Source organism: Sphingomonas sp. SphC10 (assembly GCF_057004845.1).
The window spans coordinates 2302729-2326093 of the sequence record NZ_CM168044.1 but is presented as its reverse complement, the minus strand read 5'-3'; the positions used below and the strand labels follow the sequence as shown (position 1 = coordinate 2326093).

17 protein-coding genes are annotated in these 23365 nt (G+C 65.7%); 10 read left to right on the top strand and 7 right to left on the bottom strand.

The window, feature by feature from the left end:
* The first annotated feature begins 86 nt into the window (after positions 1-86).
* Positions 87-266 (top strand): hypothetical protein, encoded by a 180-nt coding sequence (locus ACWKSV_RS10610; protein ID WP_076717482.1) that lies wholly within the window; start codon positions 87-89, stop codon positions 264-266.
* A gap of 531 nt (positions 267-797) precedes the next feature.
* On the opposite strand, the gene ACWKSV_RS10605 is transcribed toward ACWKSV_RS10610, so the two are convergent.
* A complete protein-coding gene (locus ACWKSV_RS10605) occupies positions 798-2819 on the bottom strand; it encodes a calcium-binding protein (RefSeq protein ID WP_076717480.1) in 2022 nt (673 codons plus the stop codon).
* Positions 2820-3107: 288 nt separating this feature from the next.
* On the opposite strand from ACWKSV_RS10605, the gene ACWKSV_RS10600 reads away from it, so the two are divergent.
* From ACWKSV_RS10600 to ACWKSV_RS10590, 3 genes are all read left to right on the top strand, one after another.
* Positions 3108-4841, top strand: coding sequence for a putative glycosyltransferase family protein (locus ACWKSV_RS10600; RefSeq protein WP_237243438.1), 1734 nt, complete (start codon positions 3108-3110; stop codon positions 4839-4841).
* Positions 4842-4979: 138 nt separating this feature from the next.
* Entirely contained in the window at positions 4980-5444 is a 465-nt protein-coding gene (locus ACWKSV_RS10595; RefSeq protein ID WP_056436783.1) for a metal-independent carbonic anhydrase family protein, read from the top strand.
* Positions 5384-5956: a DUF1826 domain-containing protein gene (locus ACWKSV_RS10590; protein ID WP_076717478.1), complete on the top strand. Its 573-nt coding sequence runs from the start codon at positions 5384-5386 to the stop codon at positions 5954-5956. The genes ACWKSV_RS10595 and ACWKSV_RS10590 overlap by 61 nt, the downstream gene beginning before the upstream one ends.
* 110 nt (positions 5957-6066) lie before the next feature.
* Here the strand turns inward: ACWKSV_RS10590 and rplL are convergent, their stop codons facing one another.
* Entirely contained in the window at positions 6067-6441 is a 375-nt protein-coding gene (rplL, locus tag ACWKSV_RS10585; RefSeq protein WP_007403895.1) for a 50S ribosomal protein L7/L12, read from the bottom strand.
* A gap of 69 nt (positions 6442-6510) precedes the next feature.
* On the bottom strand, positions 6511-7032 hold the full coding sequence (gene rplJ / locus ACWKSV_RS10580; RefSeq protein ID WP_056437177.1) for a 50S ribosomal protein L10: 522 nt from the start codon (positions 7030-7032) through the stop codon (positions 6511-6513).
* A 440-nt stretch (positions 7033-7472) separates the two neighbouring features.
* Here rplJ and ACWKSV_RS10575 point away from each other — a divergent pair, with 440 nt between their 5' ends.
* The 3 genes from ACWKSV_RS10575 (at position 7473) to ACWKSV_RS10565 (ending at position 12108) form a co-directional block, all read left to right on the top strand.
* Positions 7473-9953, top strand: a complete 2481-nt coding sequence (locus ACWKSV_RS10575) for a PhoX family protein (RefSeq protein WP_076717476.1) — start codon at positions 7473-7475, stop codon at positions 9951-9953.
* Between the two features lie 106 nt (positions 9954-10059).
* The gene (locus tag ACWKSV_RS10570; RefSeq protein WP_237243436.1) at positions 10060-11148 is read left to right on the top strand and encodes a lactonase family protein; all 1089 of its coding nucleotides are present in this window, start codon (positions 10060-10062) and stop codon (positions 11146-11148) included.
* Between the two features lie 279 nt (positions 11149-11427).
* Positions 11428-12108, top strand: a complete 681-nt coding sequence (locus ACWKSV_RS10565) for an HPP family protein (protein ID WP_076717472.1) — start codon at positions 11428-11430, stop codon at positions 12106-12108.
* Positions 12109-12287: 179 nt separating this feature from the next.
* On the opposite strand, the gene ACWKSV_RS10560 is transcribed toward ACWKSV_RS10565, so the two are convergent.
* On the bottom strand, positions 12288-14645 hold the full coding sequence (locus ACWKSV_RS10560; protein WP_076717470.1) for a TonB-dependent receptor: 2358 nt from the start codon (positions 14643-14645) through the stop codon (positions 12288-12290).
* Between the two features lie 368 nt (positions 14646-15013).
* Between ACWKSV_RS10560 and ACWKSV_RS10555 the strand changes: the two genes are divergently transcribed.
* On the top strand, positions 15014-15658 hold the full coding sequence (locus tag ACWKSV_RS10555; RefSeq protein ID WP_042483828.1) for a DUF47 domain-containing protein: 645 nt from the start codon (positions 15014-15016) through the stop codon (positions 15656-15658).
* A gap of 10 nt (positions 15659-15668) precedes the next feature.
* Entirely contained in the window at positions 15669-16682 is a 1014-nt protein-coding gene (locus tag ACWKSV_RS10550; RefSeq protein WP_056436801.1) for an inorganic phosphate transporter, read from the top strand.
* A 374-nt stretch (positions 16683-17056) separates the two neighbouring features.
* Here ACWKSV_RS10550 and ACWKSV_RS10545 read toward each other — a convergent pair whose 3' ends face one another.
* The 3 genes from ACWKSV_RS10545 to ACWKSV_RS10535 are packed head-to-tail and all read right to left on the bottom strand — an operon-like array spanning position 17057 to position 22931.
* Complete coding sequence (locus tag ACWKSV_RS10545; protein ID WP_076717468.1) at positions 17057-18478, bottom strand: efflux transporter outer membrane subunit; 1422 nt, start codon at positions 18476-18478, stop codon at positions 17057-17059.
* Positions 18475-21669 (bottom strand): efflux RND transporter permease subunit, encoded by a 3195-nt coding sequence (locus ACWKSV_RS10540; protein ID WP_076717466.1) that lies wholly within the window; start codon positions 21667-21669, stop codon positions 18475-18477. Before ACWKSV_RS10540 ends, ACWKSV_RS10545 begins: the two co-directional genes overlap by 4 nt.
* Entirely contained in the window at positions 21669-22931 is a 1263-nt protein-coding gene (locus ACWKSV_RS10535) for an efflux RND transporter periplasmic adaptor subunit (RefSeq protein ID WP_076717464.1), read from the bottom strand. The genes ACWKSV_RS10540 and ACWKSV_RS10535 overlap by 1 nt, the downstream gene beginning before the upstream one ends.
* A gap of 260 nt (positions 22932-23191) precedes the next feature.
* Between ACWKSV_RS10535 and ACWKSV_RS10530 the strand changes: the two genes are divergently transcribed.
* On the top strand, positions 23192-23347 hold the full coding sequence (locus ACWKSV_RS10530) for a hypothetical protein (protein ID WP_156361224.1): 156 nt from the start codon (positions 23192-23194) through the stop codon (positions 23345-23347).
* The last annotated feature ends 18 nt before the right edge of the window (positions 23348-23365 follow it).

The following is a 23365-nucleotide window of genomic DNA, read 5'->3' as shown; positions in this document are numbered from 1 at the left end:
GGCCCTCCCAACCATATACGAATATTGGAGAAGATCCCGGAGATGCGCGGGTTATTGGTGCATTGCCGGGACCCTGGAGACCTGAAATGACGTCGCCTGAGATTGACGAAGACTATTTCTATCAGCGTGCCGAAACCGAACTCGAACTGGCCCAGAAGGCGACCCACCCCGCTGCGGTTCGAGCGCATTACATTATCGCCAACCACTATCTCGACCGAGTTTACAGCCAGCCGGATGCGAACGCGGCGGTCGAGGCGGCGGAGTAAGCCAACGACGGTAAGACCTGAGATTTGAGGAAATGACAGCCGCCTCGACCGCTCCCGGTCGGGGCGGTTTTGCTATGGGCGGCGAGGTGCCGCTTGCTGGCGAAATTGGCACGGTCGCAGGGAGCGCCATGGCCTTTCACGAACTTGCGAGAACGCCTTTTCCGCCCCCCCATCTGCTCATACCCGGCGAAGGCCGAGGCCCAGTTGCAAGACGGCTGGAAGAAATCACCCACGCTTCCCGGACTGAATCCCAGCCTTCCGGGATGGTGTGACGTGTGTTTTGACGCCCACACGCAGGTCGTCTCATTCCTCCCCTGCAAGGGGAGGGGGACCAGCGAAGCTGGTGGAGGGGTGTAACCCTATCGACAGCGGGACACCCCTCCGTCAGCGCTTCGCGCTGCCACCTCCCCTTGCAGGGGAGGAATGACGAGGAACTCTTCGCACCGGGCAGCCATGCGAACCGGCACCCCAGGCGAAAAAGGCGGGCCGTTTCCGACCCGCCTTTCCGTCCTTGGACGATGGCCGTCCCGATCAGATCAGGACGATGTCGCTCGCCGCCAGATCGACATGGTTGGACAGCGCCGCGAGAATCACGAAGGCTTCCTGGCCGCCGACGCCATCGGGATCGTACAGCAGATGGCCCTTCTTGGCGTTGTAGATCAGATGCTGGTCCGCCGTCGTCGCGGCGGCCCCGAAGGTCAGCTCGCTGAAGTCCAGGCGGCCCAGGCCATATTGGGCCAGCGCGGTGAAGACCTTGGTGTCGATCTGCAGCGTATCGATGCCGGTCTCGAAATCCTTGATCTGATCGTGCCCGCCGTCCGGCTTGATGGTCGACAGGATGAAGGTGTCGGCGCCTTCGCCACCGATCAGCACGTTCTTGCCCGCGCCGCCGTTGAGCACGTCGTTGCCGCGCCCGCCGATCAGCAGGTCGTCAGTGGTGCCGCCCAGTATGATGTCGTTGCCGTCGCCACCCGCCAGCTTCAGCGACCCGGTGGCCTTCAGGCTCGACAGGTCGATGACGTCATTGCCTCCCTGGCCCAGGATCTGACCCGACGCGGTTTCGAAATTGACGAAGCTGGCCTTTACCGTGCCGCTCATCACCACATCGAAGTTCAGCGCATCCGTGCCCGCGCCGCCATCGACGCGCTGGGCGCTGGTCAGGTCGCCGGTCCAGTTCGCAATATCGTCACCGGCCCCCAGGCTGACATCGCCCTTGATCGATCCGGCGTTGTTCAGCACGTCATTGCCCGCGTCGGTCGAGACGTTGCCGACGATGCTGCCCTTGTTCGTGATCGTGTCGGCCTTGTCGCCGATGATGGTGATCGCCGCTGCGCCATTGCCCGCGACGATCGAACCACCGGCTTCGTTGGTCAGGGCCAGCGCCGCGAAGGCCGCGCCGCCATGGCCATTGTCGACGGAGATCGCGCGTTGCTCGCTGACGATCTGGCCGCTGCTGACGACGGTGCCGCCACCGATCGCCAGTGCTTCGTTGAAGCCGTCGCCGCCCAGATATTTGCCGACCGCCTGGATCGTGCCCGCATTGGTCAGGTCGAGCAGGCCGTCGACGTCGATCCCGTCGCCGTCCTTGGTGGCGGTCGCGGTGCCCGTAATCACGCCATGGGCGGTGTTGACGATCTTGGTGACGGTCGAGGACGCGGTGTCCAGATTGATGCCCGAGCCCTGCTTGCCCAGGATCGTGCCGTCATTGGTGATGCCGATCGACTCCGTGCCGGTGATGCCATGGCGCGCGCCGATGATCGTGCCGCCCGCATAATTGTCCACCGTCACGCCGATGTTGGACTGGGCATCGATGCCGTCATTGCCCGAGGAGCCGCTGGTACCGTTGCGTGCTTCGATCACGCCGGAATTGGCGATCTGTGTAAAGGCGCTGGTGCGGATGGCATCGGCGTCGGCGGACTGGATCACGCCGGTCTTGCCGTTGGTGATCTGGACATGGCCCGCTTCGGTGACGCGCACATCGCCCAGATCGATCGCCTGACCGTTCCGGCCGCCGGTGCCGGTCGTTTCAAGCCGACCATTGTTGGTGATCGCGATCACGCCGGTGAAGATGGTGCCGCTGTTCGCGGAGGTCAGGCGGATGGTGTCGCCCTGGCTCTTGATGATGCCGCCCTGCGCATTGGTCAGCGTGAATTGGGACAGGTCGCAATATTCCTGGATGTTCACGCCGCGACCACCGGTGGTGCTCATCGTGCCGCAATTGTCGACCGTCGCCGAGCCGCCCTTCAGCGTGGTGCGGACCCGGAAGATGTCGTCCCCGGCCGTGATCGTACCCGAATTGCAGACCACGATATTCTGGTCGGCGCTGGTCAGGAAGCTATGGGCGGGGGACCAGAAGGTATCGATCGCCACGTCGCGCGCCGCAATCTCGCCCCTGTTGTTCAGCGTCGCGTCGTTCGACGAACCAATCAGCTTGAAATACACGGCCGTGGAGGTCACCGGCGTGAGCCTGCCCCGCGCGCTGACGGTGTCCGTTTCGCCGCCATAGACGAAAAGCGGGGCATACCAGTTTCTGGAAACCGTAAAGTCCGTCATGATCGTTTCTCCCCTGACCCCCCTGTGGGCCGTATGACGGGGCGAGGGCTATGGTGTGTTCACGACGCTTGCAATCATAGTTGCCGAAGGTCGACGGTGCCGAACAGTCCCATGAGTCTCGAATTGAAGCAGCGATGGATCACTGTCCAATATTGGGATAGGGCGGCGGTTCGTTAAAATATTTGGCCGCTTCAACATATTCGTTTGTCTGGCGAAATGAGATTATACACCAGCACGGTGAACTTATCCCTGCTCGACAGAAGCGTATCGGCGACATAGGCGGACGTCATGAGTCCAGCCCCCATTCGCCGTCGTCGCAAGATTGCCCGGCATGACGTTTTCGTCATTGCACTGGCCTATCTGCTGGCGATGCTGATCTTTTTCCGTGTGCCGATCGCCAGCGGCTTCGACCTGGGGTTCGGGGAGCGCGGCGATGCGCTGATCGAGATGACCATCCTCGAACATTGGCGCAATGTCTGGTCGGGGGTGTCGTCATGGAACAGCGGCTTCTACTTCCACCCCTATGGCGGGACGCTGGGCTATAATGACGGCTATTTCCTCTATGGCATCGTCTACAGCCTGTGGCGGCTGGTCGCCGACCCCTTTCACGCCGACACGCTGAACATCCTGACCTTCAAGACGATCGGCTTCTTTGCCGCCTATGCCTTGGTCGCGCGCCCCCTGCGCTGGGGGCAGGGGGCGGCGGTCCTAGTCGCGCTGCTCTGGACGATCGCCAGCAACATCCATCTGCAAGCGGTCCATGCCCAGTTGCAGAGTGTCGCGCTGCTACCCCTTGCGATGATGCTGGCGATGGCTTGCGTCCGGGCGGAAGGCGCGGGGCGGCATGGTGCGGCGCGGGTGCGGGCGGTGGGCCTGGCCGCGCTGATGGCGGCGTGGCTGATGACCTCTTACTATATGGCCTGGTTCACCATCTTCTCGGCCTGCCTGTTCCTGCTGTGCTGGGGCGTGATGACCGGTCAGGCACGGCCCGCCGCCGCCTTCGGACTGGTTCGCCGTCATGTCGGGACGATCACGGTCGGCGTTGCGGCCTTTGCCGTCCTGATCCTGCCCTTCCTGATCGTCTATCTGCCCAAGATGCGCGAGACGGGGGGCGAGGGGCTGGAGGACATGCTCGGCTACCTCGTCACGCCGGTCATCGACATGGTGAATGTGGGCCCGGGCAATTATATATGGGGCTGGCTGTTCGCGCCGCTCCATGCGCTGGTCCATCATCTGCTGCCTGACGATCCCGACCTGCCGCGCCGGGTGCTGGGCGGCGAGCATGAGGCGGGGTTTCCGCTGCTGATGGTCGCGCTGTTGCTGGTCGCGGCCTGGCGGATCGTCGTACGGAAACGGGTGGGCCAGGCCGAGGCGCCGGTGACGTTGCGCGCCTTCACTTTGGCCATGATGGTCGCCTGGGTCCTGACCCTGCAATTCTGGTACGCCTCGCCCTGGCTGCTCGTGTTCGAGCTGGTGCCGGGTGCCAAGGGGTTGCGCACCGTCTCTCGCTATCAGCTGTGGCTGACGCTGCCGTTCCTGCTCATCATCGTGGCGGGCTGGCGGGCGCAGGCGGCGCGGTTGCGGGCGGAGCGCCCGGCCTGGGCGGCGGCGATCGTCGCATTGCTGGTCGCCGAGAATCTCAGCGCCGAGACGCCCGCCCAACTCAGCCGTGCCGTGCATCGTGCCGCCCTGTCCGCGATCCCGCGGCCGCCGCGCGACTGCCGCGTGTTCTACGTCACCGCGTCGCGGGTGACCGAGCCACTCTATATCAGCGAGGAACTGCACAAGCTCTATCCCCACAATGTCGACGGCATGTTCCTGGCCGAGCTGTGGCGGGTGCCGACGATCAACGGCTTCTCGACCTTCAATCCGCCCGACTGGCGCTTCGGTGATCCACTGGCGGCGGATTATGATGCGCGGGTGGCAGCCTATGCGCGACGGCACGGGCTACGCGACGTCTGTGGGCTGGATGTGCGACGGGCTCGGCCCTGGGCACGGCTTGGGGGTACATCCGGCGCGTGACGTACGCAGCAAAGTTTCATTACATAACATATATGTGATGTAATAACATGTCTATTATATCCTGTCCTGCGTGTCGCGGGCCGCGCGCCCGCGCCGCAAAGCTCGAGGCGTCTTTGGCGGACAGGAAAGGAAGGCAGAATGTTTACGGACGACATGGTGCACAAGGCGCTTCAGACCTGGTGCGACAATGTGGTGGCGGTCGGCCAGGTCCATGCCGAGGGCGGTGATGTCCAGGCCTTTGCGACCCAGGTCCTGACCGACAATTACGATTACGACAGGGGGCAAGTCCTCTTCAAACCGACGCTGACCTATGGCGCGCAGACCTTTCGACCCACCAAGGAAGGTGCTTTATCCTATTTCGTCGGCGGGAATGACGAGTTTCCCGACGACAAGGGTTTTAAGCTCAAGCCTTGGGTGAAGGTGTGGTATAACAAGCTGGACTATATCCTTCATGGCGATCTGGCGATCGTGCAATGCAACGTCCATTTCATCGGCGGCGATGATAGTCATATTTTCGTGAACAAGAGCTTCGTGTTCAAGCAATGCTCGGACGGCAAGGTGCGGATCATCCTGCATCAGTCGTCGCTTCCCTATCAGCCCTGATCCTGAAGGCGACCCATGGGGGTGCGATACGGCGCGGCGTTCCCGAACCGCTTCGATCGCTTCTCGCCAAGCTCGACCTGGCCACCGTCGAGGATCTTTCCGTCACGGTCGAAGCCGGTCACTCGCTGGAGGGGGCCTTGCGCGGGGCGGGATATCCGCGAACGGTGCTGGCCCCACTGGCGGAGGATATCGATCTGCTCGTCCGGCGTCATGCGGCGCTGACCGGGGAGGATCGATTGCAGGTCGGACTGGGAGTGGTCGGTGCCGGTTCGGACACGTGCTTCGGTGCGCATTGTAGCACCCTGCGTCTGTCATGCACCTATGTCGGTGCCGGAGAGCAATGGTGCTGCGCGGATGGACGGGATGCCATTTGGGAGGTGCCGACCGGCGCGGTGGCCGTATGGAAGGGCCGCGATCTGCTGGACCCACCGCTCATCGTTCGCCGCGCGCCGCCGATTTCGGCCAATGCCGGACGTCGCCTCGTGCTGACGATCGATCCGCCATCCTGTTGAAGGGGCGCTGCGGTTCGGCACCAAAAGAAAAGGGCGACCCTCGAAGGGGCCGCCCTTAACTTTAGCTCGCCAAGCGAACGGGTGCGAAAGGTTGCCCTTTCGCAGTCCGATTACTTGAGCTCGACGGTCGCGCCGGCTTCTTCGAGCTGCTTCTTGATCTTCTCGGCCTCGTCCTTGGCAATGCCTTCCTTGACGGGCTTCGGAGCGCCTTCGACCAGCGCCTTGGCTTCGGTCAGGCCCAGGCCGGTGATCGCGCGGACTTCCTTGATGACGTTGATCTTCTTGCCACCGTCGCCGGTGAGGATCACGTCGAATTCGGTCTTCTCTTCAGCGGCCGGAGCAGCAGCGCCGCCGGCAGCAGGAGCCGCGGCAACAGCAGCGGCGGCCGAGACGCCCCACTTCTCTTCGAGCATCTTCGAGAGCTCAGCGGCCTCGAGGACGGTCAGCTCGCTCAGCTGGTCAACCAGCGCGTTCAGGTCTGCCATGTTCTTATCTCCAATACGGGCCGGATGAAGTGGCCCGAGTGTGTCAGTTCAATCGTGTTCGCCCGAAGATCAGGCGGCTTCCTTGTCCTTGTCGGCATAAGCCGCGAGGACGCGGGCGATCTGCGCCGCGGGAGCCTGGGTGATGGTGGCCAGCTTGGTCGCCGGAGCGACGATAAGACCAACCAGCTTCGCCCGGAGCTCGTCCAGCGAGGGCAGAGTCGCCAGCGCCTGCACGCCTGCGACATCAAGGACGTTCGCACCCATCGATCCGCCGACGATCTCGAACTTGTCGGTCGTCTTGGCGAAGTCCACGGCCACCTTGGCGGCGGCCACGGGATCGATCGAGCTGGCAATGCCGACGGGACCCGTCAGCATGTCAGCGACACCGGCATAGTCGGTGCCCTGGGCTGCGATCTTGGCAAGCCGGTTCTTCGAGACCTTGTAGGTCGCGCCGGCTTCCCGCATCTTCGTGCGCAGGGCCGTCGACTGGGCGACGGTCATGCCGTGGTTGCGGGTGATGACCACCACGCCAACCTCGTTGAAGTTGCGGTTCAGTTCGGCGACGGCCTGGCTCTTTTGATCGCGATCCATGCCATTCTCCATGGTTGGAACGACCGCGAACGGTCATCCCGGTTGCTTGACCGGGGGGTGAAACCACCCCTCGGGGTGTCCAGCGATGGGGAATGGGCAACCGACGCGTGAGAAACGCGGGGCAGACCGGGCGGGACCAGCGAGTGGCACGACCGGCAAAATCCTTTTCCCCGTCTCGGCAGGAGATTAAGCCAGGGCATATTCCCCGGCACCTGCTGTCTTGGACGGAATCCGAACGGGCAAGCCCATCCGGATGCGGGGCTGCCCCTACGAGGATCGAAGACGCGAGTCAAGCAATCCCGTCGCATGACGTCCGTGTCATGTTATAGTCATGTATTGGTCACCGACATGACGCCGAAATGAAGCGTGCATGACTTGGTTCGGCGGCAAAGCGCCCCTGCTTACCGCAGCGCTTCCCGCGCGGTACCGGGGGAAATTCCATGTCGGATATCAACAACATGGTCGCCTATGACGATGGCGACATCGATACCAACCGCTCCGCCAACGCGCATATGAGCGACCTGATCGCCACCCGCCTGTCGCGCCGCCAGACGCTGCGCCATGGTGTGTCGGCGATGACCACCGCGCTGTTCGGCGGCGCGCTGCTGGCCGGTTGCGACGACGAGAATCCGCAGGCGGTCACCGCGACGGCGGCGGGCAGCACCGCCAGCGTCGCCGCGGGCCGTCCCGTCACGCTGACCGGCACCGTCGGCAGCGGCCAGGTCGCCAATGTGAACTGGAGCCAGACGGCAGGACCGTCGGTCACGCTGACCAACGCCAACCAGCTGGTCGCCTCGTTCCGCGCACCCGCCGTGGCGACCGCGACGCAGCTGGCGTTCAAGCTGGAGATCACCAGCCGCGACGGCCTGGTCACCAACAACACGGTGACGGTCACCGTCACGCCGATCACGCTCGACTTCACCGCCGTGCCGCACAGCCTGGCCGATATCGTGACCGTCCCCTCGGGCTATAGCGTGACCGTGCTCTATCGCCTGGGCGATCCGATCAGCAGCGCCGTCCCGGCCTATGCCAATAACGGCAACGACACCAATTTCGCACAGCGCGCGGGCGACCATCATGACGGCATGAGCTATTTCGGCCTGTCCTCGTCGGGCGCCAATCCGGACCCGAACAGCAGCACGCGCGGCCTGCTGGTCCTGAATCACGAGAACATCACCCAGCTCTATCTCCACGCCAACGGCCCGACCCCCAGCCCGCGTCCCGAATCCGAGGCGATCAAGGAGATCGAGTGCCACGGCGTCTCGGTGGTCGAGGTCACCCGCGCCAACGGCGCCTGGACCTATGTCCAGAGTTCGTCGCTGAACCGCCGCATCACGCCCAACACGCCGATGGCGTTCAGTGGCCCGGTCAAGGGCAATGCCTGGCTGAAGACCGCCTATTCGGCCGACGGCACCATGGGTCGCGGCACGATCAACAACTGCGCCAACGGCACGATGGCGTGGAACACGTACCTGACCAACGAAGAGAATTGGGCGGGTTATTTCCGCCGCACCGCCGGTGACGCGGCGGTCCGCACCGCGACCACGGCCAGGCAGAATGTCTCGCTGGCCCGCTATGGCATCAGCGAGGGGCGCTCGGGCAATTATGGCTGGACCACGGTCACGCCGTCGGATGCGTCGAGCACCGTCTTCCGCCGTTGGAACGCGACCGCCAATGCCGCGCTGGCCGCCGATGGCACCGCCGACTTCCGGCACGAGCCGTTCCAGTTCGGCTGGGTGGTCGAGATCGATCCGTTCAACCCGAATTCGACCCCGCGCAAGCGCACCGCGCTGGGCCGCATGAATCACGAAGGCTGCCAGAGCGGCCGGATGATCGCCGGTGTCCGTCCGGCCTTCTACATGGGCGACGACGCGCAGAACGAATATATCTACAAGTTCGTCTCGACGACGCCGTGGAATGCCTCGGATGCCAGCGCCAGCGATCGCCTGGCGGTGGGTGACAAGTATCTGGACAACGGCACGCTCTACGTCGCGAAATTCAACGCGGACGGCACCGGCCAGTGGATGCCGCTGGTCTTCGGCCAGAACGGGCTGAACGCCTCGAACAGCGTCTATCCCTTCGCGGATCAGGCCGATGTCCTGATCAACACCCGTCTGGCCGCCGACGTGCTGGGCGCCACCAAGATGGACCGGCCGGAATGGACCGCCGTCAATCCGGCGACCGGCGAGATGTACTGCACGCTGACCAACAACGCCTCGCGCAAGCCGGTGGCCTCGGGCAATCAGACCGGCGTCGATGCGGCCAACCCGCGCTCCTATGTCGATGCGCCTTCGACCTCGGTCGGCAACCGCAACGGCCATATTATCCGCATCCGCGAGGCCAACGACACGACCGAGGCGACCAGCTTCACCTGGGACGTCTATGCCTTCGGTGCGGGGGCGGACCTGGATCCGACCAACATCAACCTGTCGGGGCTGGACGCGACCAACGACTTCTCGTCGCCCGACGGCCTGTGGTTCAGCCTGCCGAGCAATGTCGCCGGGCAAGCGACGCCGGTGATGTGGATCCAGACCGATGACGGCGCCTTCACCGACGTCACCAACTGCATGATGCTGGCCGCGATCCCCGGCCGGGTCGGCGATGGCGGCACCCGCTCGGTGACGAGCAACGCGGGCGGATCGAGCGCGACCGTCACCACGCGGATCGGCAAGGCGCCCGGCGTGACGCTGAAGCGCTTCCTGGTCGGCCCGAAGCAGTGCGAGATCACCGGCATCCACTCGACGCCGGACGGTACCTCGGTGTTCGTCAACATCCAGCATCCGGGCGAGGACGCCAGCACCCCGTCCGCGCCGACCAGCAACTGGCCGGACAGCCAGGGTGGTTCGGCCTCGGCCACCATCCGCCCGCGCTCGGCCACCATCGTCATCACCAAGAATGACGGCGGCGTGGTCGCGATCTGATCGATTGCCGACGCGACTTGGTCGCATCGTGAGCCCGGAGGGGGCGGGAAGGTCATTGCCTTCCCGCCCCCTTTGCCGTTCAACGCTGCTCTTGAAAGGAATGGGCATGACGACGACACGGCGCGAGGTGGTGGTTGGCGCAGCGGTGATGGGGCTGGGCGCGGCTGTCCCGGCCGTGGCCCGGGTGCCGGGGCGCGACGGGCTGATCGCGGGCACCTATGCCAATGAGGGTGGCAAGGGGCTCTATCCGATCGTCGATGGCCGGGTCGGCGCGCCGGTAACGAGGATCGTCAACGCCTCTTACGGCGTCGGCAATGGGCCGGGCGGTCCCTTTTATCTTCTGCGCGAACAGGCCGAGGGGCAAGTGACCGGCTATGGCCCCGGCTGGAAGGTCCGGGGCGGGGCGTCGACCGGCGGGGCGGACCCGTGTCATGTCGCGATCGACCGGGCTTCGGCCTGCCTGGCCGTCGCCAATTATTCCAGCGGCTCGGTCGCCTTCTATCGGCTCGACCGTCGAACCGGCGCGACCGGCCCGGCCCAGGTCTTCCAGCATCATGGTCACGGCCCCAACACCGAGCGTCAGGCCGGGCCGCACGCGCATTGGGTGGGGTTCAGCCCCGACCGGCGCTGGCTGCATGCGGTCGATCTGGGGGCGGATGCGATCTTCGCCTATCGCTTCGACCCCGCCGCGCGAACGCTGGCCGAGCCGGTGGTCGCATGGTCCGCGCCCGCCGGGGCAGGCCCGCGCCACATGGTCTGCCATCCGACCCTGCCGCGCGCCTATCTTGCCTGTGAGCTGACGCCGAAGCTGTTCGTCCTCGACACGCTGCCCGATGGGCGTTTTCGTGACGCAGGCGAGCACGCGCTGCTCCCCGATGGTATGAAGGAGCCGTCCTATGCCGCGCATATCGCGATCGATCGGGCGGGGCGGACGCTCTATGTGTCCAATCGCGGCGCGAACACTATCACCGTCTTCGCGCTGGATGCGAAGGGCGAGCCCCGGCCGGTGCAGCACGTCCCGACCGGCGGGAACTGGCCACGCTTCTTCCTGCTGCGCGAGGGGCGGGGGGAGATGCTGGTGGCGAACGAGCGTTCGGGCACGGTCAACGCCTTCCGCATCGGTCGGGACGGCCACCTGACCGCGACCGGCCGGAGCATCGCCATTCCGGGCGTGGTGTTCCTGGCCGAGGTCTGACACGCCTGGACCTCACGACCGTCCGCTCCCCTCCCGTAAACGGGAGGGGATGGTGGAGGGTAATGTGTCTCACCGAGACCATCGCTTGCGGCTCAGCCCCCACCCCAAACCCAGTTTCAGGTCGGTCATGCCGGGGGCATGACCGACCTGAAACTCCCCTGCCGGGAGGAGGGGCTTTGCGCCAGGTTTCGCGGGTATCGCATTACGTTGTTGACGGTGGCCAGGCGTGCGACTCGCAGCTAATCCCGAACCTTTCCATCCGAAACAGCCGAAGATTTCATGCGCTTTTTCCAACCCTTGCTCGCCGGAGCAACCCTGTCCGGCCGTCTGCTCGCCTGTGTCGGGGCGGTCATCGGGATCGCGCTGACCATCATCGTCTGTGGCGGCCTGCCGCCGCTCGGTCCCGACCTGCCGATCATCGTCGCGCCCTTGGGGGCCTCGGCGGTGCTCGTCTTCGCCGTGCCCGCCAGTCCGCTGGCCCAGCCTTGGTCGGTGGTCGGGGGCAATGTCCTGTCGACGCTGGTCGGGGTAGCGATGTTTCAGGCGATCCCGTCGCTGCCCTTGGCGGCCGGGTGTGCGGTCGGGGGTGCGATCCTGGTCATGTCGCTGGCGCGCTGCCTGCATCCGCCGGGCGGCGCGGCGGCGCTGACCGCCGTGATCGGGAGCCAGGGCATTCATGCGGCGGGCTTTTCCTTCGCCTTCGCGCCGGTCGCGATCAACTCGATCGCGCTGGTGGCGCTCGGCATGTTCTTCCACCGGGCGACGGGGCGCAGCTATCCGCACGAACCCGCGCTCGTCCCGCCGGTCGGCGACGCCTCGCGCATCCGGGCGGAGGATATCGACGCTGCGCTGGAGGACATGCACGAGAGCTTCGACATCGCGCGCGAGGATTTGGACATGCTGCTCGCCCATGCCGAACGCCATGCGCGGGCGAGGGGTAGGAATGCACATGGCGGGTGACGGGCGTGGCCTTCGACTTCGCTCAGGCTGGACGGAGGGGGGATCAAGGCCCAGCATCCGTTCACGCTGAGCGAAGTCGAAGCGCACGCCCGGACCCGGCGGCTGGGCTCATGCCACACATGAAAAAGCCCGCCCCTCAGCCTGAGGGGCGGGCCTTTCCCATCACATGATCGAGGCGATCAGCGATACTTGCCGGTGAACGACACGCCGATGATGCGCGGTTCGTTGAACACGGCCGCCATATAATTCTCGATCACGCCCTTGAGGTTCTTCTCGTTCGTGATGTTGCGGGCGAAGACCGACAGGCTCCAGTCGTCGTTCGGCGCGGAATAGCCGATGCTCAGGCCGCCCTCGAAATTGCCGTTCGAGGTGAACTCCTTGGTCCGGTACAGGACGAAGTTCGTGTACCCTTGCAGGTTCCAGTCGGTCGCGATGAACGCCTTGCCGCCATCCGCCAGCGGCATGTCATACTTGGCCGCCAGATTGACGTTATACTCGGGCGCGTTGGGCAGCGGGTTGCCGTCGATCTGCGCGAAGAAGGCGGGGGCGCCGAACACCGTGCGGGTGACATATGGGTCGAGCACGGTGCAGACCTGCACGCCATTCAGACCGCAGGTCTGGGCGAACACGCGCTTGTCGCGGATTTCCGAGTGCAGCAGGCTGACACCCGCCGACAGCGCCAGGTTGCGCACCGGCAACCACTGCGCATCGGCTTCCATGCCGTAGGCGACCGCCTTGTCGGCGTTGAAGAGGACGCCATTGCCGTCCGAATCATTGCCGTTCAGCTGGATGCCCTTCACGCGGTAGGCAAAGGCGGCGGCGTTCAGGCGCAGCGTATTGTCGAACAGCTTCGACTTGAAACCGGTCTCGAACGACAGGTTGGTTTCCGAGTTCGCGGTGGTGAAGTCCGAATTGAACACCGCCGAGCGACCCTGAATGGTCGGGCCACGGAAGCCCTGTGCCGCGCGGACATAGACGTTCAGGTTCGGATTGACTTCATACATGGCCGACAGGTCCCAGCTGGGCTGGGTGTCCGACAGGCGCACGTCGCGGCGGCCGCGATAGACCACGCCGCCATCGGGCCGACCCGGCGCCTTGAGCAGCTGGGTGCGCTTGGTGTCTTCGCTGATCCGGCCACCGGCGGTCAGGGTCAGGCGGTCGGTCGCCTGATAGCTGACCTGCCCGAACACGCCCCAGGAGGTGTTGACGTTGTGCAGGCGGACCCAGTTGTCCGGGTTGTTGGTGTTCGGATTGCCCGGTGCCGCTGGATTATAGGCGGGCAGCAGGAAGAAGCGGCGCTGGTAGAAATCGGTGACGTCGCGGCTGTCGAAATAGATGCCGCCGACCTGCCACTTGAACGCGCCGGTCCCGGTCGAAGCCAGGCGGACTTCCTGCGTCCACTGGTCGAGACCCCGGACCTGCCCCTGGCTCAGGCCATAGCCGTTGGGCTGGCCATTGAACGGGAAGTTCGCGGCCGCGCCGCCATCGGTGTCGCCCTTGCTGAAACCGGCCGTGGTTTCATAGGCGGTGATCGAGGTCAGCTCGGCCGGCCCCAAATCCCAGGCGGCGCGCAGCGAGGCGCCTTGCGTATCATAGGACTGCGGATTGCCCTGACCCTCGTCATAGGCCACGCGGTCGCGCGGCTCGGCCGACACGTCGCGCGAACCCTTCTTCAACGCACCGCGATGGAACAGCGTCGAGGTGCCGTCATACCAGCGGGCATGGCCCGACAGGTTGAACGACAGCGTGTCGGTCGGCGTCAGGAGCAGCTGAAGGCGCACGTCGCGCTCGGTAAAGCCGCCCATGGCGTTGTTCTTCGGGGTCAGCGTGCCGTCCAGGCTGGTGCCCGCATAGGTGTTGTCGACCCAGTTGTCGCGGTGCTGCACCAGCGCCGACAGGCGGAAGGCCAGCACGTCGCGGATCAGCGGGCCGCCGACACCGGCATCCATGCTGATCGTGTTGTAGCTGCCGATCGAGGCGGTGGCGCGGCTCTGGAAGCTCTGTGTCGGCTTGATCGTGTCGAACTTGATGATGCCCGCGGTCGTGTTGCGACCGAACAGCGAACCCTGCGGCCCGCGCAGCACCTCGACCTGATCGACGTCGAAGATGGGGTTCGACTTCAGCACGACATGCTCCAGGACCACGTCGTCCTGGATGATCGACACGGGCTGCGACGCGCCCAGATAGAAGTCGATATTGCCGAGGCCGCGAATATAGAAGCGCGGGAAGATGCGGCCGGTGGTCGTCTCGGCATACAGGCCGGGCACGCGGCCCGACAGCGCCAGTATGTCCTCACCGCCCTGCTGGAAGGTGCGCAGGTTCGACCCGCTGACCACGCCGACCGACACCGGCACGCGGTTCAGGCTTTCCGAACGGCGCTCGGCGGTGACGACGACGTCGCCCAGGCCCTGCTGCTCGTCGGTCGCGGCGGTGGTGGCGGCGCCCTGGTCGGCGGCGGTCTGTGCGATGGCCGGTGCGGCCGCCAGCGTTCCCCACGCAGCGCCCAGCAGCGCCGCGGTCTTGATAACCGATTTCATATAGTCCCCACGCTCCGGCGGGCGGTTCATGCCGCCCGACTGATTAGATTCTCCCGGTAGGACGGGCGGTTAGAGGCGCATTATGGCGCTCGCGTGACAGAGGTGGTGCGGAAAAACCACAATGGCTCATGAATTTACGATCGGCCACGGCCAGGGCCCGACCGCCATGGCACGGCCGCTCTGGACCCTGTTGTCACAGAGTTGTAACCCGGTTTTGCTTGACGGGGGGCCTGCGTCTGGTCAGGGGGGCGGCGTTCGTGCCATCCTCGGTTCTTGACCCTTTCACGGTCCGGCGTTTCGTCGTGGCCCGATCGGTCATGGCCTGAAGACGTGCACGTTATCGGATCACTATCGGGGTTTACCGACTGATGTTCGCCTGGTTCCAACGCCTCCTGCCGAAGACGGGAAATTTCTTCGAGCTGTTCGAGGCGCAAGCCGCCACTATCCTTGCGGGGGCCGAAGCCACTGTTCGGCTGTTCGACAGTCAGGGCCACACCGCCGACGAGATCGCCGTCGTCGCCGCGCGCGAGCATGACGCCGACGAGATCACGCGACAGGTGCTGACCTCGGTCCGCTCGACCTTCCTGACGCCGTTCGACCGTGCCTCGATCACCTCGCTGATCGGCTCGCTGGACGATACGATCGACGAAATGAACGCGGCGGCCACCGCGATCGGCCTGTACCGGCTGACCAACTTCGCGCCCGAGATGCGCGAGATGGCGGCGGTCGCGGTCGAGGCGGCCCGGCTGACCGTCGAGGCGATGCCGCTGATGCGCGACGTCGCGCGCAACGGCGACCGCCTCCATGCGCTGACCGAGGAGCTGGTCCGGCTGGAAGGTCGCGCCGACGAGATCCATGCGGCAGGCCTGAAGCGTACGCTGGACGAATGCGGCGAGCGCGACACGCTGCGCTTCGTCATCGAAAAGGAAGTGTACAAGCATCTGGAGCGCATCCTCGACGCGTTCGAGGATGTCGCCGACGAGATCGACGGCATCGTCATCGATCACGCCTGAGGCGCGGATCATGCACGAACTCGCCTTTCCGCTGCTGGCCGGCCTGATCCTGGTCGCGCTGGCCTTCGATTATCTCAACGGCCTGCATGACGCGGCCAATTCGATCGCGACCGTGGTGGCGACGCGGCTGTTGTCGCCGGTCGCGGCGGTCGTGTTCGCGGCGTTCTTCAACTTCGCCGCCTATTTCCTGACCGTCGCCTTCCCCAGCCTGCACAAGGTGGCGGAGACGGTCGGCAAGGGCCTGATCGCCCAGGACGTGGTGACGCCCGCCGTCATCTTCGGCGCGCTGGGCGGGGCGATGGCGTGGAACGTCATCACCTGGCTGCGCGGCATTCCGTCGTCGAGCAGCCATGCGCTGGTCGGTGGGCTGGTCGGTGCGGGCGTCGCCCATGCGGGCATGGGTGCGGTCCAGTGGGCCGGGCTCAACAAGACGCTGCTCGCCATCGTGCTGTCGCCGCTGCTCGGCATGATGCTGGCGATGCTGGTCATGCTGCTGAGCAGCTGGGGCTTACGCCGCTCGACGGCGGGCGGGGCGGAGCGCAGCTTCCGCGCCCTGCACCTCGTCTCGTCGGCCGCCTATTCGCTCAGCCACGGCCTGAACGATGCGCAGAAGACGATGGGGATCATCACCGTCCTCCTCTATTCGACCGGCCGCCTGACCGGCCCGTTCGAGGTGCCGCACTGGGTCGCCATCTCCTGCTATGTCGCCATGGCGCTGGGCACGATGACCGGCGGCTGGAAGATCATCGAGACGATGGGCAGCCGCATCACCAAGCTGTCGCAGCATCAGGGGTTCAGCGCCTCGACGGCGGGCTCGATCGTGATCTTCTGCGCATCGGCACTGGGTATTCCGGTGTCGACGACGCACACCATCACCGGCTCGATCATCGGCGCGGGCGTGGCGCGGCGCGCCTCGGCGGTGCGCTGGGGCGTGGCGGGAAATGTGGTGATCGCCTGGATCATCACCATTCCGGCCTCCGCCGTGATGGGGGCGGGGTTCTATCTGCTGACCCGGTTATTCTGATCAAGGGGAGGGCGAAGGTCCTCCCCTTTTTTCTTATACCTTGCTTCGTTCAGCCTGAGCGAAGTCGAAGGCGGCGGTAAGGCCCAGCCCCAAAGCCAGAACGACCACCCCGGCGAAGGCCGGGGGCCAGTTGCGGTGCGCCGTCGAGAGCGGGCCGCCATGGCCTCCCACGCAACCGCGCCGTACACTTTCAACAGCATGGCAACTGGGCCCCGGCCTTCGCCGGGGAACAGGTGAGTGTTTAAATGGGGTGCGGGGAGCGTAACCTCTGCGTCCTCAGCGCCTCTGCGCGAACCGAAATTCCTTGGCCTTCGACTTGGCTGAGGCTGAACGGACGTGGAGGGCGGGCCTCGATCAGCCCACCCCCCCAACCCTCACGATCCCGTAACCGGCCCCCCGGCGGCCTGGAACAGGGCGACCGTGTCGGTCATCCGCGCCGCCTTGGCCTGGATCAGCTGCGACCGGGCCTGGGCGTCCGTCGCGGTCGCATTCAGCAGTTGCAGCGTCCCCACATCGCCAAGCGCCAGCTGCCGCCGCGCGAAGGTCAGCGCCTGGCCCGCCGCATTGCTCGCCCGTTGGGCCGCATCCAGCGCCTGAGCATCGGTGGACAGGCCGGTCAGCGAGTCCGCGACATTGCCGAACGCCTGGAGCACCGCCTGGCGATATTGCGCCTTGGCGCCGTCCAGCGCCGCCTCCGCCGCCTTTTGCTGGTGGCGCAGCGCGTTGGCGTGGAACAACGGCTGGGTAATGCCGCCAAGCAGCGCCCAGAAGGGATTGCCGCTCTTGAACATGTCGCCGAAATTCTGCGCCGAGCCACCGGCATTGGCCGACAGCTGAATGCTGGGCAGGCGGGCGGCGATGGCGGCGCCGACATCGGCACCCGCACCCTGCAACTGCGCTTCGGCGGCGAGCACGTCGGGGCGGCGATGGACCAGCTCGGACGGCACGATCGCGGGCAGTTCGGTCGGCAGGGTCAGTTGCGACAGCTCGGGCAGCGGCGGCAGCGCCGAACCCGCCGGGCGGCCGATCAGGGTCGCGATGACGGTGCGCTGCGCGGCTTCGGCGCGGACCAGCGGGGGCAGGGCCCCCTCGGCGGTGGCGAGCGCGGCCTGCTGCGTTGCCACGTCTGAGGCACCGACCGCGCCCAGCCGCTGACGCTGTTGCAGCGCGGACAGGATGTCGCGGTTGACCTTGACCGCAGTCTGCGCGGCGGCGACCTGTTCGGCCAGGCTCGCCCGCTCGATCAGGGCGGTGACGAGGTTCGCCGCGACCGTCATCCGCGCCGCGTCCAGCTGATGCCGCTCGACCTCGGCCCGCGCCACGGCCGAGCGGACCTGCGCCCGGTTCCCGCCAAACGCATCGACGTCATAGGAGACGCTGACCTGCGCGGTATGCAGCGTGTAGAGAAGCTGGTTCTCATCCGCGACCGCCGAAGACAGCGAGTCCGACACGCGATTGCGTTGCGCCTGATAGCTCAGACTACCCTGCGGAAACAGCAGCGAGCCACGCGTCGCCCGCGCCTGTTCCCGTGCCTGCCGCAAAGACGCTTCGGCGACCCCCACATCGTTGTTATGCGCCAGCGCCTCGGCGACCAGCGCGTCGAGCTGGGCATTGCCGAAGGCGTGCCACCATTCGGGCGCGATGCTCGCCGACACGGTCTGCGCCGGGCCGGTCGCCGGGGCAATCACCGGCGCGGGAGCCATGGGCGGCAGGCTGGCATGGGCGTCCAGATCATGTGGGCCGACTGCACAGGCCGAGACGCAGGCGAGCAGCGGCAGGGTCAGGAAACGCTTCATGCCGGAACCCCGGATTCAGGAGTGGTGGTATCGTCCTGGTCGTCGACCATCGGATCATGCTTCTTCTTGCGCTGCGACAAGGGCAAGCGGGTCGAATAGCGGCTGATCAGCACCGGCAGGACCAGCAGGATCAGTACCGGGGCCAGCGTCATGCCGCCCACCACGACCAGCGCGAGGGGCTTCTGCACCTGGCTGCCGATCCCGTGCGACAGGGCGGCGGGCAGCAGGCCGATGGCGGCGACCAGACAGGTCATGACGACGGGGCGCAGGCTGTTCTTGACGGTGGTGGCCAGCGCATTCTCACGCGGGGCGCCCTCGTCGATGGCGTTGTTGAAGGTGGTGACGACCAGGATGCCGTCCATCACCGCGATGCCGAACAAGGCCACGAAGCCGATCGCCGCCGAGATGCTGAACGCCGTGCCGGTCAGGGCCAGCGCCAGCACACCGCCCACGACCGCCATCGGGATCGCCGAGAAGGCGAGCAGGCTGTCGCGCATCGAGCCGAAATTCGCATAGAGCAGCAGCAGGATGAGCACGAGGCTGATCGGCACCACGATCTCCAGCCGGGCGATCGCGTTCTTCAGATTGTCGAGCTCGCCCGCCCATTCCAGATGATAGCCCGGCGGCAGCTGGACATTCTGGTTGATCCGCGCGCGCGCTTCCTCGACCGCGCCGCCCAGATCGCGGCCACGCACCGAGAATTTGATCGGCACGTAGCGCTCCTGATGCTCGCGATAGATGAACGAGGCGCCGCTGGTCAGCTTGACGTTGGCGACCTCGGACAGCGGCACCTGGATGGTCCCGTTGCCGTCGGGAGACGGCGCGCCGATGGTGATGTTGCGCACCGATTCCAGCGAGTCGCGCTGGGTCGGCTGCAACCGCACGATGATCGGGAAGTGGCGGTCGGTGCCGGGTTCGTACAGGTCGGCGGACGACTGGCCACCGATGGCGGCGGCCACCGTCTGGTTGATGTCGTCGGGCGTCAGGCCATAACGGGCAGCCTTGGCGCGATCGACGTCGATCCGCACGGTCGGCTGGCCCAGAATCTCGAACACGCCGAGATCCTCGATGCCCTTCACCTTGGCCATCTGCGCCTTGATCTGGTTGGCCAGCTTTTCCAGCGTGACCAGATCGGGGCCGAACAGCTTGATCGAATTGGCGCCCTTCACGCCCGAGGCGGCTTCCTCGACGTTGTCCTCGATGATCTGCGAGAAGGAGAAGTCGACGCCGGGATATTTCTTGGCGAGCCGGGTCGACAGTTCGTCGATCAGCTTCTCCTTGGTCATGCCGCTCGGCCAGGTGTCGAAGGGCTTGAGCGGCACGAAGAACTCGACGTTGAAGAAGCCGGTCGCGTCGGTGCCGTCGTCCGGGCGGCCATGGGCGGACAGGACCGCCGTGGTCTCCGGATAGCTGGCGATGATCTTGCGCACCTCGTTGGTCACCTTCTCGCCCGCCTCCAGGCTGATCGAGGAGGGGAGGGTGGCGCGGATGTACATGTTTCCTTCTTCGAGGTGCGGCAGGAACTCGATGCCCAGCGAGCGCACGCCGACGACCGCCAGGACCATCATCAGCGCCGCGCCACCGAGCGTCACCACCTTGTTGCGCAGCGCGAAGGATGCGGCGGGTTCGTAGACCGCACGCAGCTTGCCGACGATGAAGGTTTCGGTTTCGGCCAGCTTGTCCGGCAGCAGCAGCGTCGAGAGCACCGGCGCGACGGTGAAGGTCGCCAGCAGGCCGCCGCTGATCGCATAGGCATAGGTCTTGGCCATCGGGCCGAAGATGTGGCCTTCCACCCCGGTCAGGGTGAACAGCGGCAGGAAGCTGGCGATGATGATCGCGGCGGCAAAGAAGATGCCGCGGCTGACCTCGGACGAGGCACCCAGCACCGCGCCGAAGCGGCTGGCCAGGGTGTAGCGGCCCTGACCATTCTCCACGGCGGCGGAGCGTTCGACCATGTGGCGGAAGATATTCTCCACCATGATGACGCAGGCATCGACGACGAGGCCGAAGTCCAGCGCACCCACCGACAGCAGGTTCGCACTTTCCCCCTGCAACACCAGGATCAGGATCGCGAAGGCCAGCGCGAAGGGGATGGTCGCCGCCACGATGATCGCCGAGCGCAGATTGCCGAGGAACAGCCACTGGAGCGCGAAGATCAGGAGGATGCCGACCACCATGTTTTCCATGACGGTATGGATGGTCAGGTTGATCAGGTCGGAACGGTCGTAGATCCGCTCCAGATGGACGCCGGGGGGCAGGACGCCGCTGTCGTTGATGTTGGCGACCTCGGCCTGCACGGCCTTGATCGTCGGCATCGACTGGGCGCCGCGCTGCATCAGGACGATGCCCTGCACGATGTCGTCGTCGTTATTGTACCCGGCGATGCCCATGCGCGGCGCGTTGCCGACCTTGACGGTCGCCACGTCCTTGATCAGCACGGGCGCGCCGCCCGCCTCGCCGACCAGCACGTTCTGGATCGCGTCGGGCGACTGGATCAGGCCGATGCCGCGCACGATCGCGGCCTGTTCGCCGAAGTTGATCGTCTGGCCGCCGACATTGCCATCGCTCTTGGACAGCGCCGCCAGCACCTGCGCCACGGTGACGCCATGGGCGTTCAGCCGGTTCTGGTCGATCACCACGTCATAGGCGCGCAGCTTGCCGCCCCAGCCCGTCACGTCGATCACGCCCGGAATCCGCTTGAACCGGCGCTGGAGCACCCAGTCCTGCAGCGTCTTCAGGTCCATCACCGAATAGCCCTTGGGCGCGGCGATGCGGTAGCGATAGATTTCGCCCACCGGCGAGGTCGGCGACAGCGTCGGCTGCGCGCCACCGGCCAGCGGCGGCAGCTGCGACAGGCGGTTGATGACCTGCTGGCGCGCCTGCTCGTTGGTATAGTCGTAGGTGAACTGGATCTTGATGTCCGACAGGCCGAACAGGCTGATCGCGCGGATCGCGGTCAGATGTGGGATGCCCGCCATCTGGACCTCGATCGGGATGGTGACGTTACGCTCCATCTCCTCGGCCGACAGGCCTTGGGTCTGGGTGATGACCTCGACCATCGGTGGAACCGGGTCGGGATAGGCCTCGATGTTGAGGTTGATGAAGCCGGTGACGCCAGCGACGATCATCGCGAAGAACAGGCCGACGATCAGCAGTCGCTGACGCAGCGCAAAGTCGACGATGCGGTTCATTATTCGCCGATCCCCGCTTCGTTGACGAACAGCGCGCCCGAGGTGACGATCTTCTCACCCGGCTTCAGGCCGGAGGTGATGGTGACCAGGCCGTTCGCCGAGTCGCCGGTCGTCACGTCGCGCGCGACCAGCAGGCCGTCGGGCCGCATGATCCAGACACGGGCATTGTCGCCCTCATGGATGACGGCGGCGGCGGGCACGCGGATCGCCTCGCCCGCGTTCAGATGCTTGATCGCGAAGCTGGCGAACATCTGCGGCTTCAGCGCCTTGTCCGGGTTGGGGATCGAGGCGCGGACGGGCAGGCGGTGGGTCTGCGGGTCCAATGCGGCACCGACCAGATCGATGGTGGCGTGGAAGACGCGGCCGGGCACGGCGGGCGTCGTCACTTCGACCGGATCGCCGACGCAGACATTCTCCGCATCGCTCTCGGCCACCTGCGCGATCAGCCAGACGCGCGAGGGGTCGGTGATGGTCATCACCGGCTTGTCGCCGCCCTGCGAGACATATTGGCCCGGCGCGACATCGCGCGAGGCGACGACGCCGCTGATCGGCGCGACCAGCGTGGTGATGTCGTGAATGCCCGAGCCCTGGCCCGCATTCTCCAGCCGGTTGATCTCGCCCTGCGACTTGCCGAGGATCGCCAGCTTGTCACGCGCAGCACCCAGCGAGGCGGCGGCGGTGCGCGCGGTCGCCTGCGCGGCGGCGAGGTCGGCCTTGGCCTGCTGATAATCCTTCAGCGCGCCACCGGCGGTCTCATAGATTTGCTGCTGGCGGTCGGCGTTGCGCTGCGCCGCGACCAGTTGCGCCTGCGCATTCTGGTAGGCCGCGCGCGCCGAGAACAGGCCCGAGCGGGCATCGACGAAATCACTGGTCTTGATCAGCAATAGCGGCTGGCCCTGGCGCACCGTCTGGCCCGCATCGGCCAGCACGCGCACCACCTGACCGGCATAGGGCATCAGCACCGGGGTCGAGCGGGTCGCATCGACGGTGATCGCGCCGGTCGCCGTCGTCTGGTCGCCCGACGCGCCCAGTCCGACGCGCATCGTCGGCATCGCCGCCAGCTGGTCCTTTGACAGGCGCAGCGTGCCCGGCGGCGGCGGGGCGGGGGGCGTCTCTTCCTTGTGCGTCAGCTTGCCGATGACCGTGAACAGGACCAGCGCCCCGATCAGGACGGCGGCGGCGATGCCGACCCAGCGCCATTGCTGCGCAGAGGACAGGCGGCGGGTCTCGGGTAGCGTTGCGTCGGCGGGGTTGACGTGCATCGGGCTCTTTCGGCGCAAGAAGACGGATATTAGCCCGGCCGATAGGGGCCGCCCCCTGACCCGGCCCTTACGGGTTCCTTACGAGACGTTCATGATCGGGCGCGGCCGGATCGTCCGAAAATCCACGGAAATTGCCCGAAACGCCTGATTCCAAGATGTTGGCCGGAGGCTTGTCGATATGACCGCCTTGTCACCCGTCAGGAACAAAAGTCACGGTTCGTCGTTGAAAACGAACGGCTCGACATAAGGGAGGGTATAAGATGGCCAGTCACATGCCGCCGCCACGGATTTCCGACATGCCGCGCGAGCAGCGTCTGGACGCGCTCTATCGTCGTGCGGCCGAGGATCGCGCCAGGTACATGGCGATGCGTACCCGCAAGCCCGGCCTGCTCGACCGGCTGCTTCACATGTTCTGATCGATTTGCGTCGCGTGC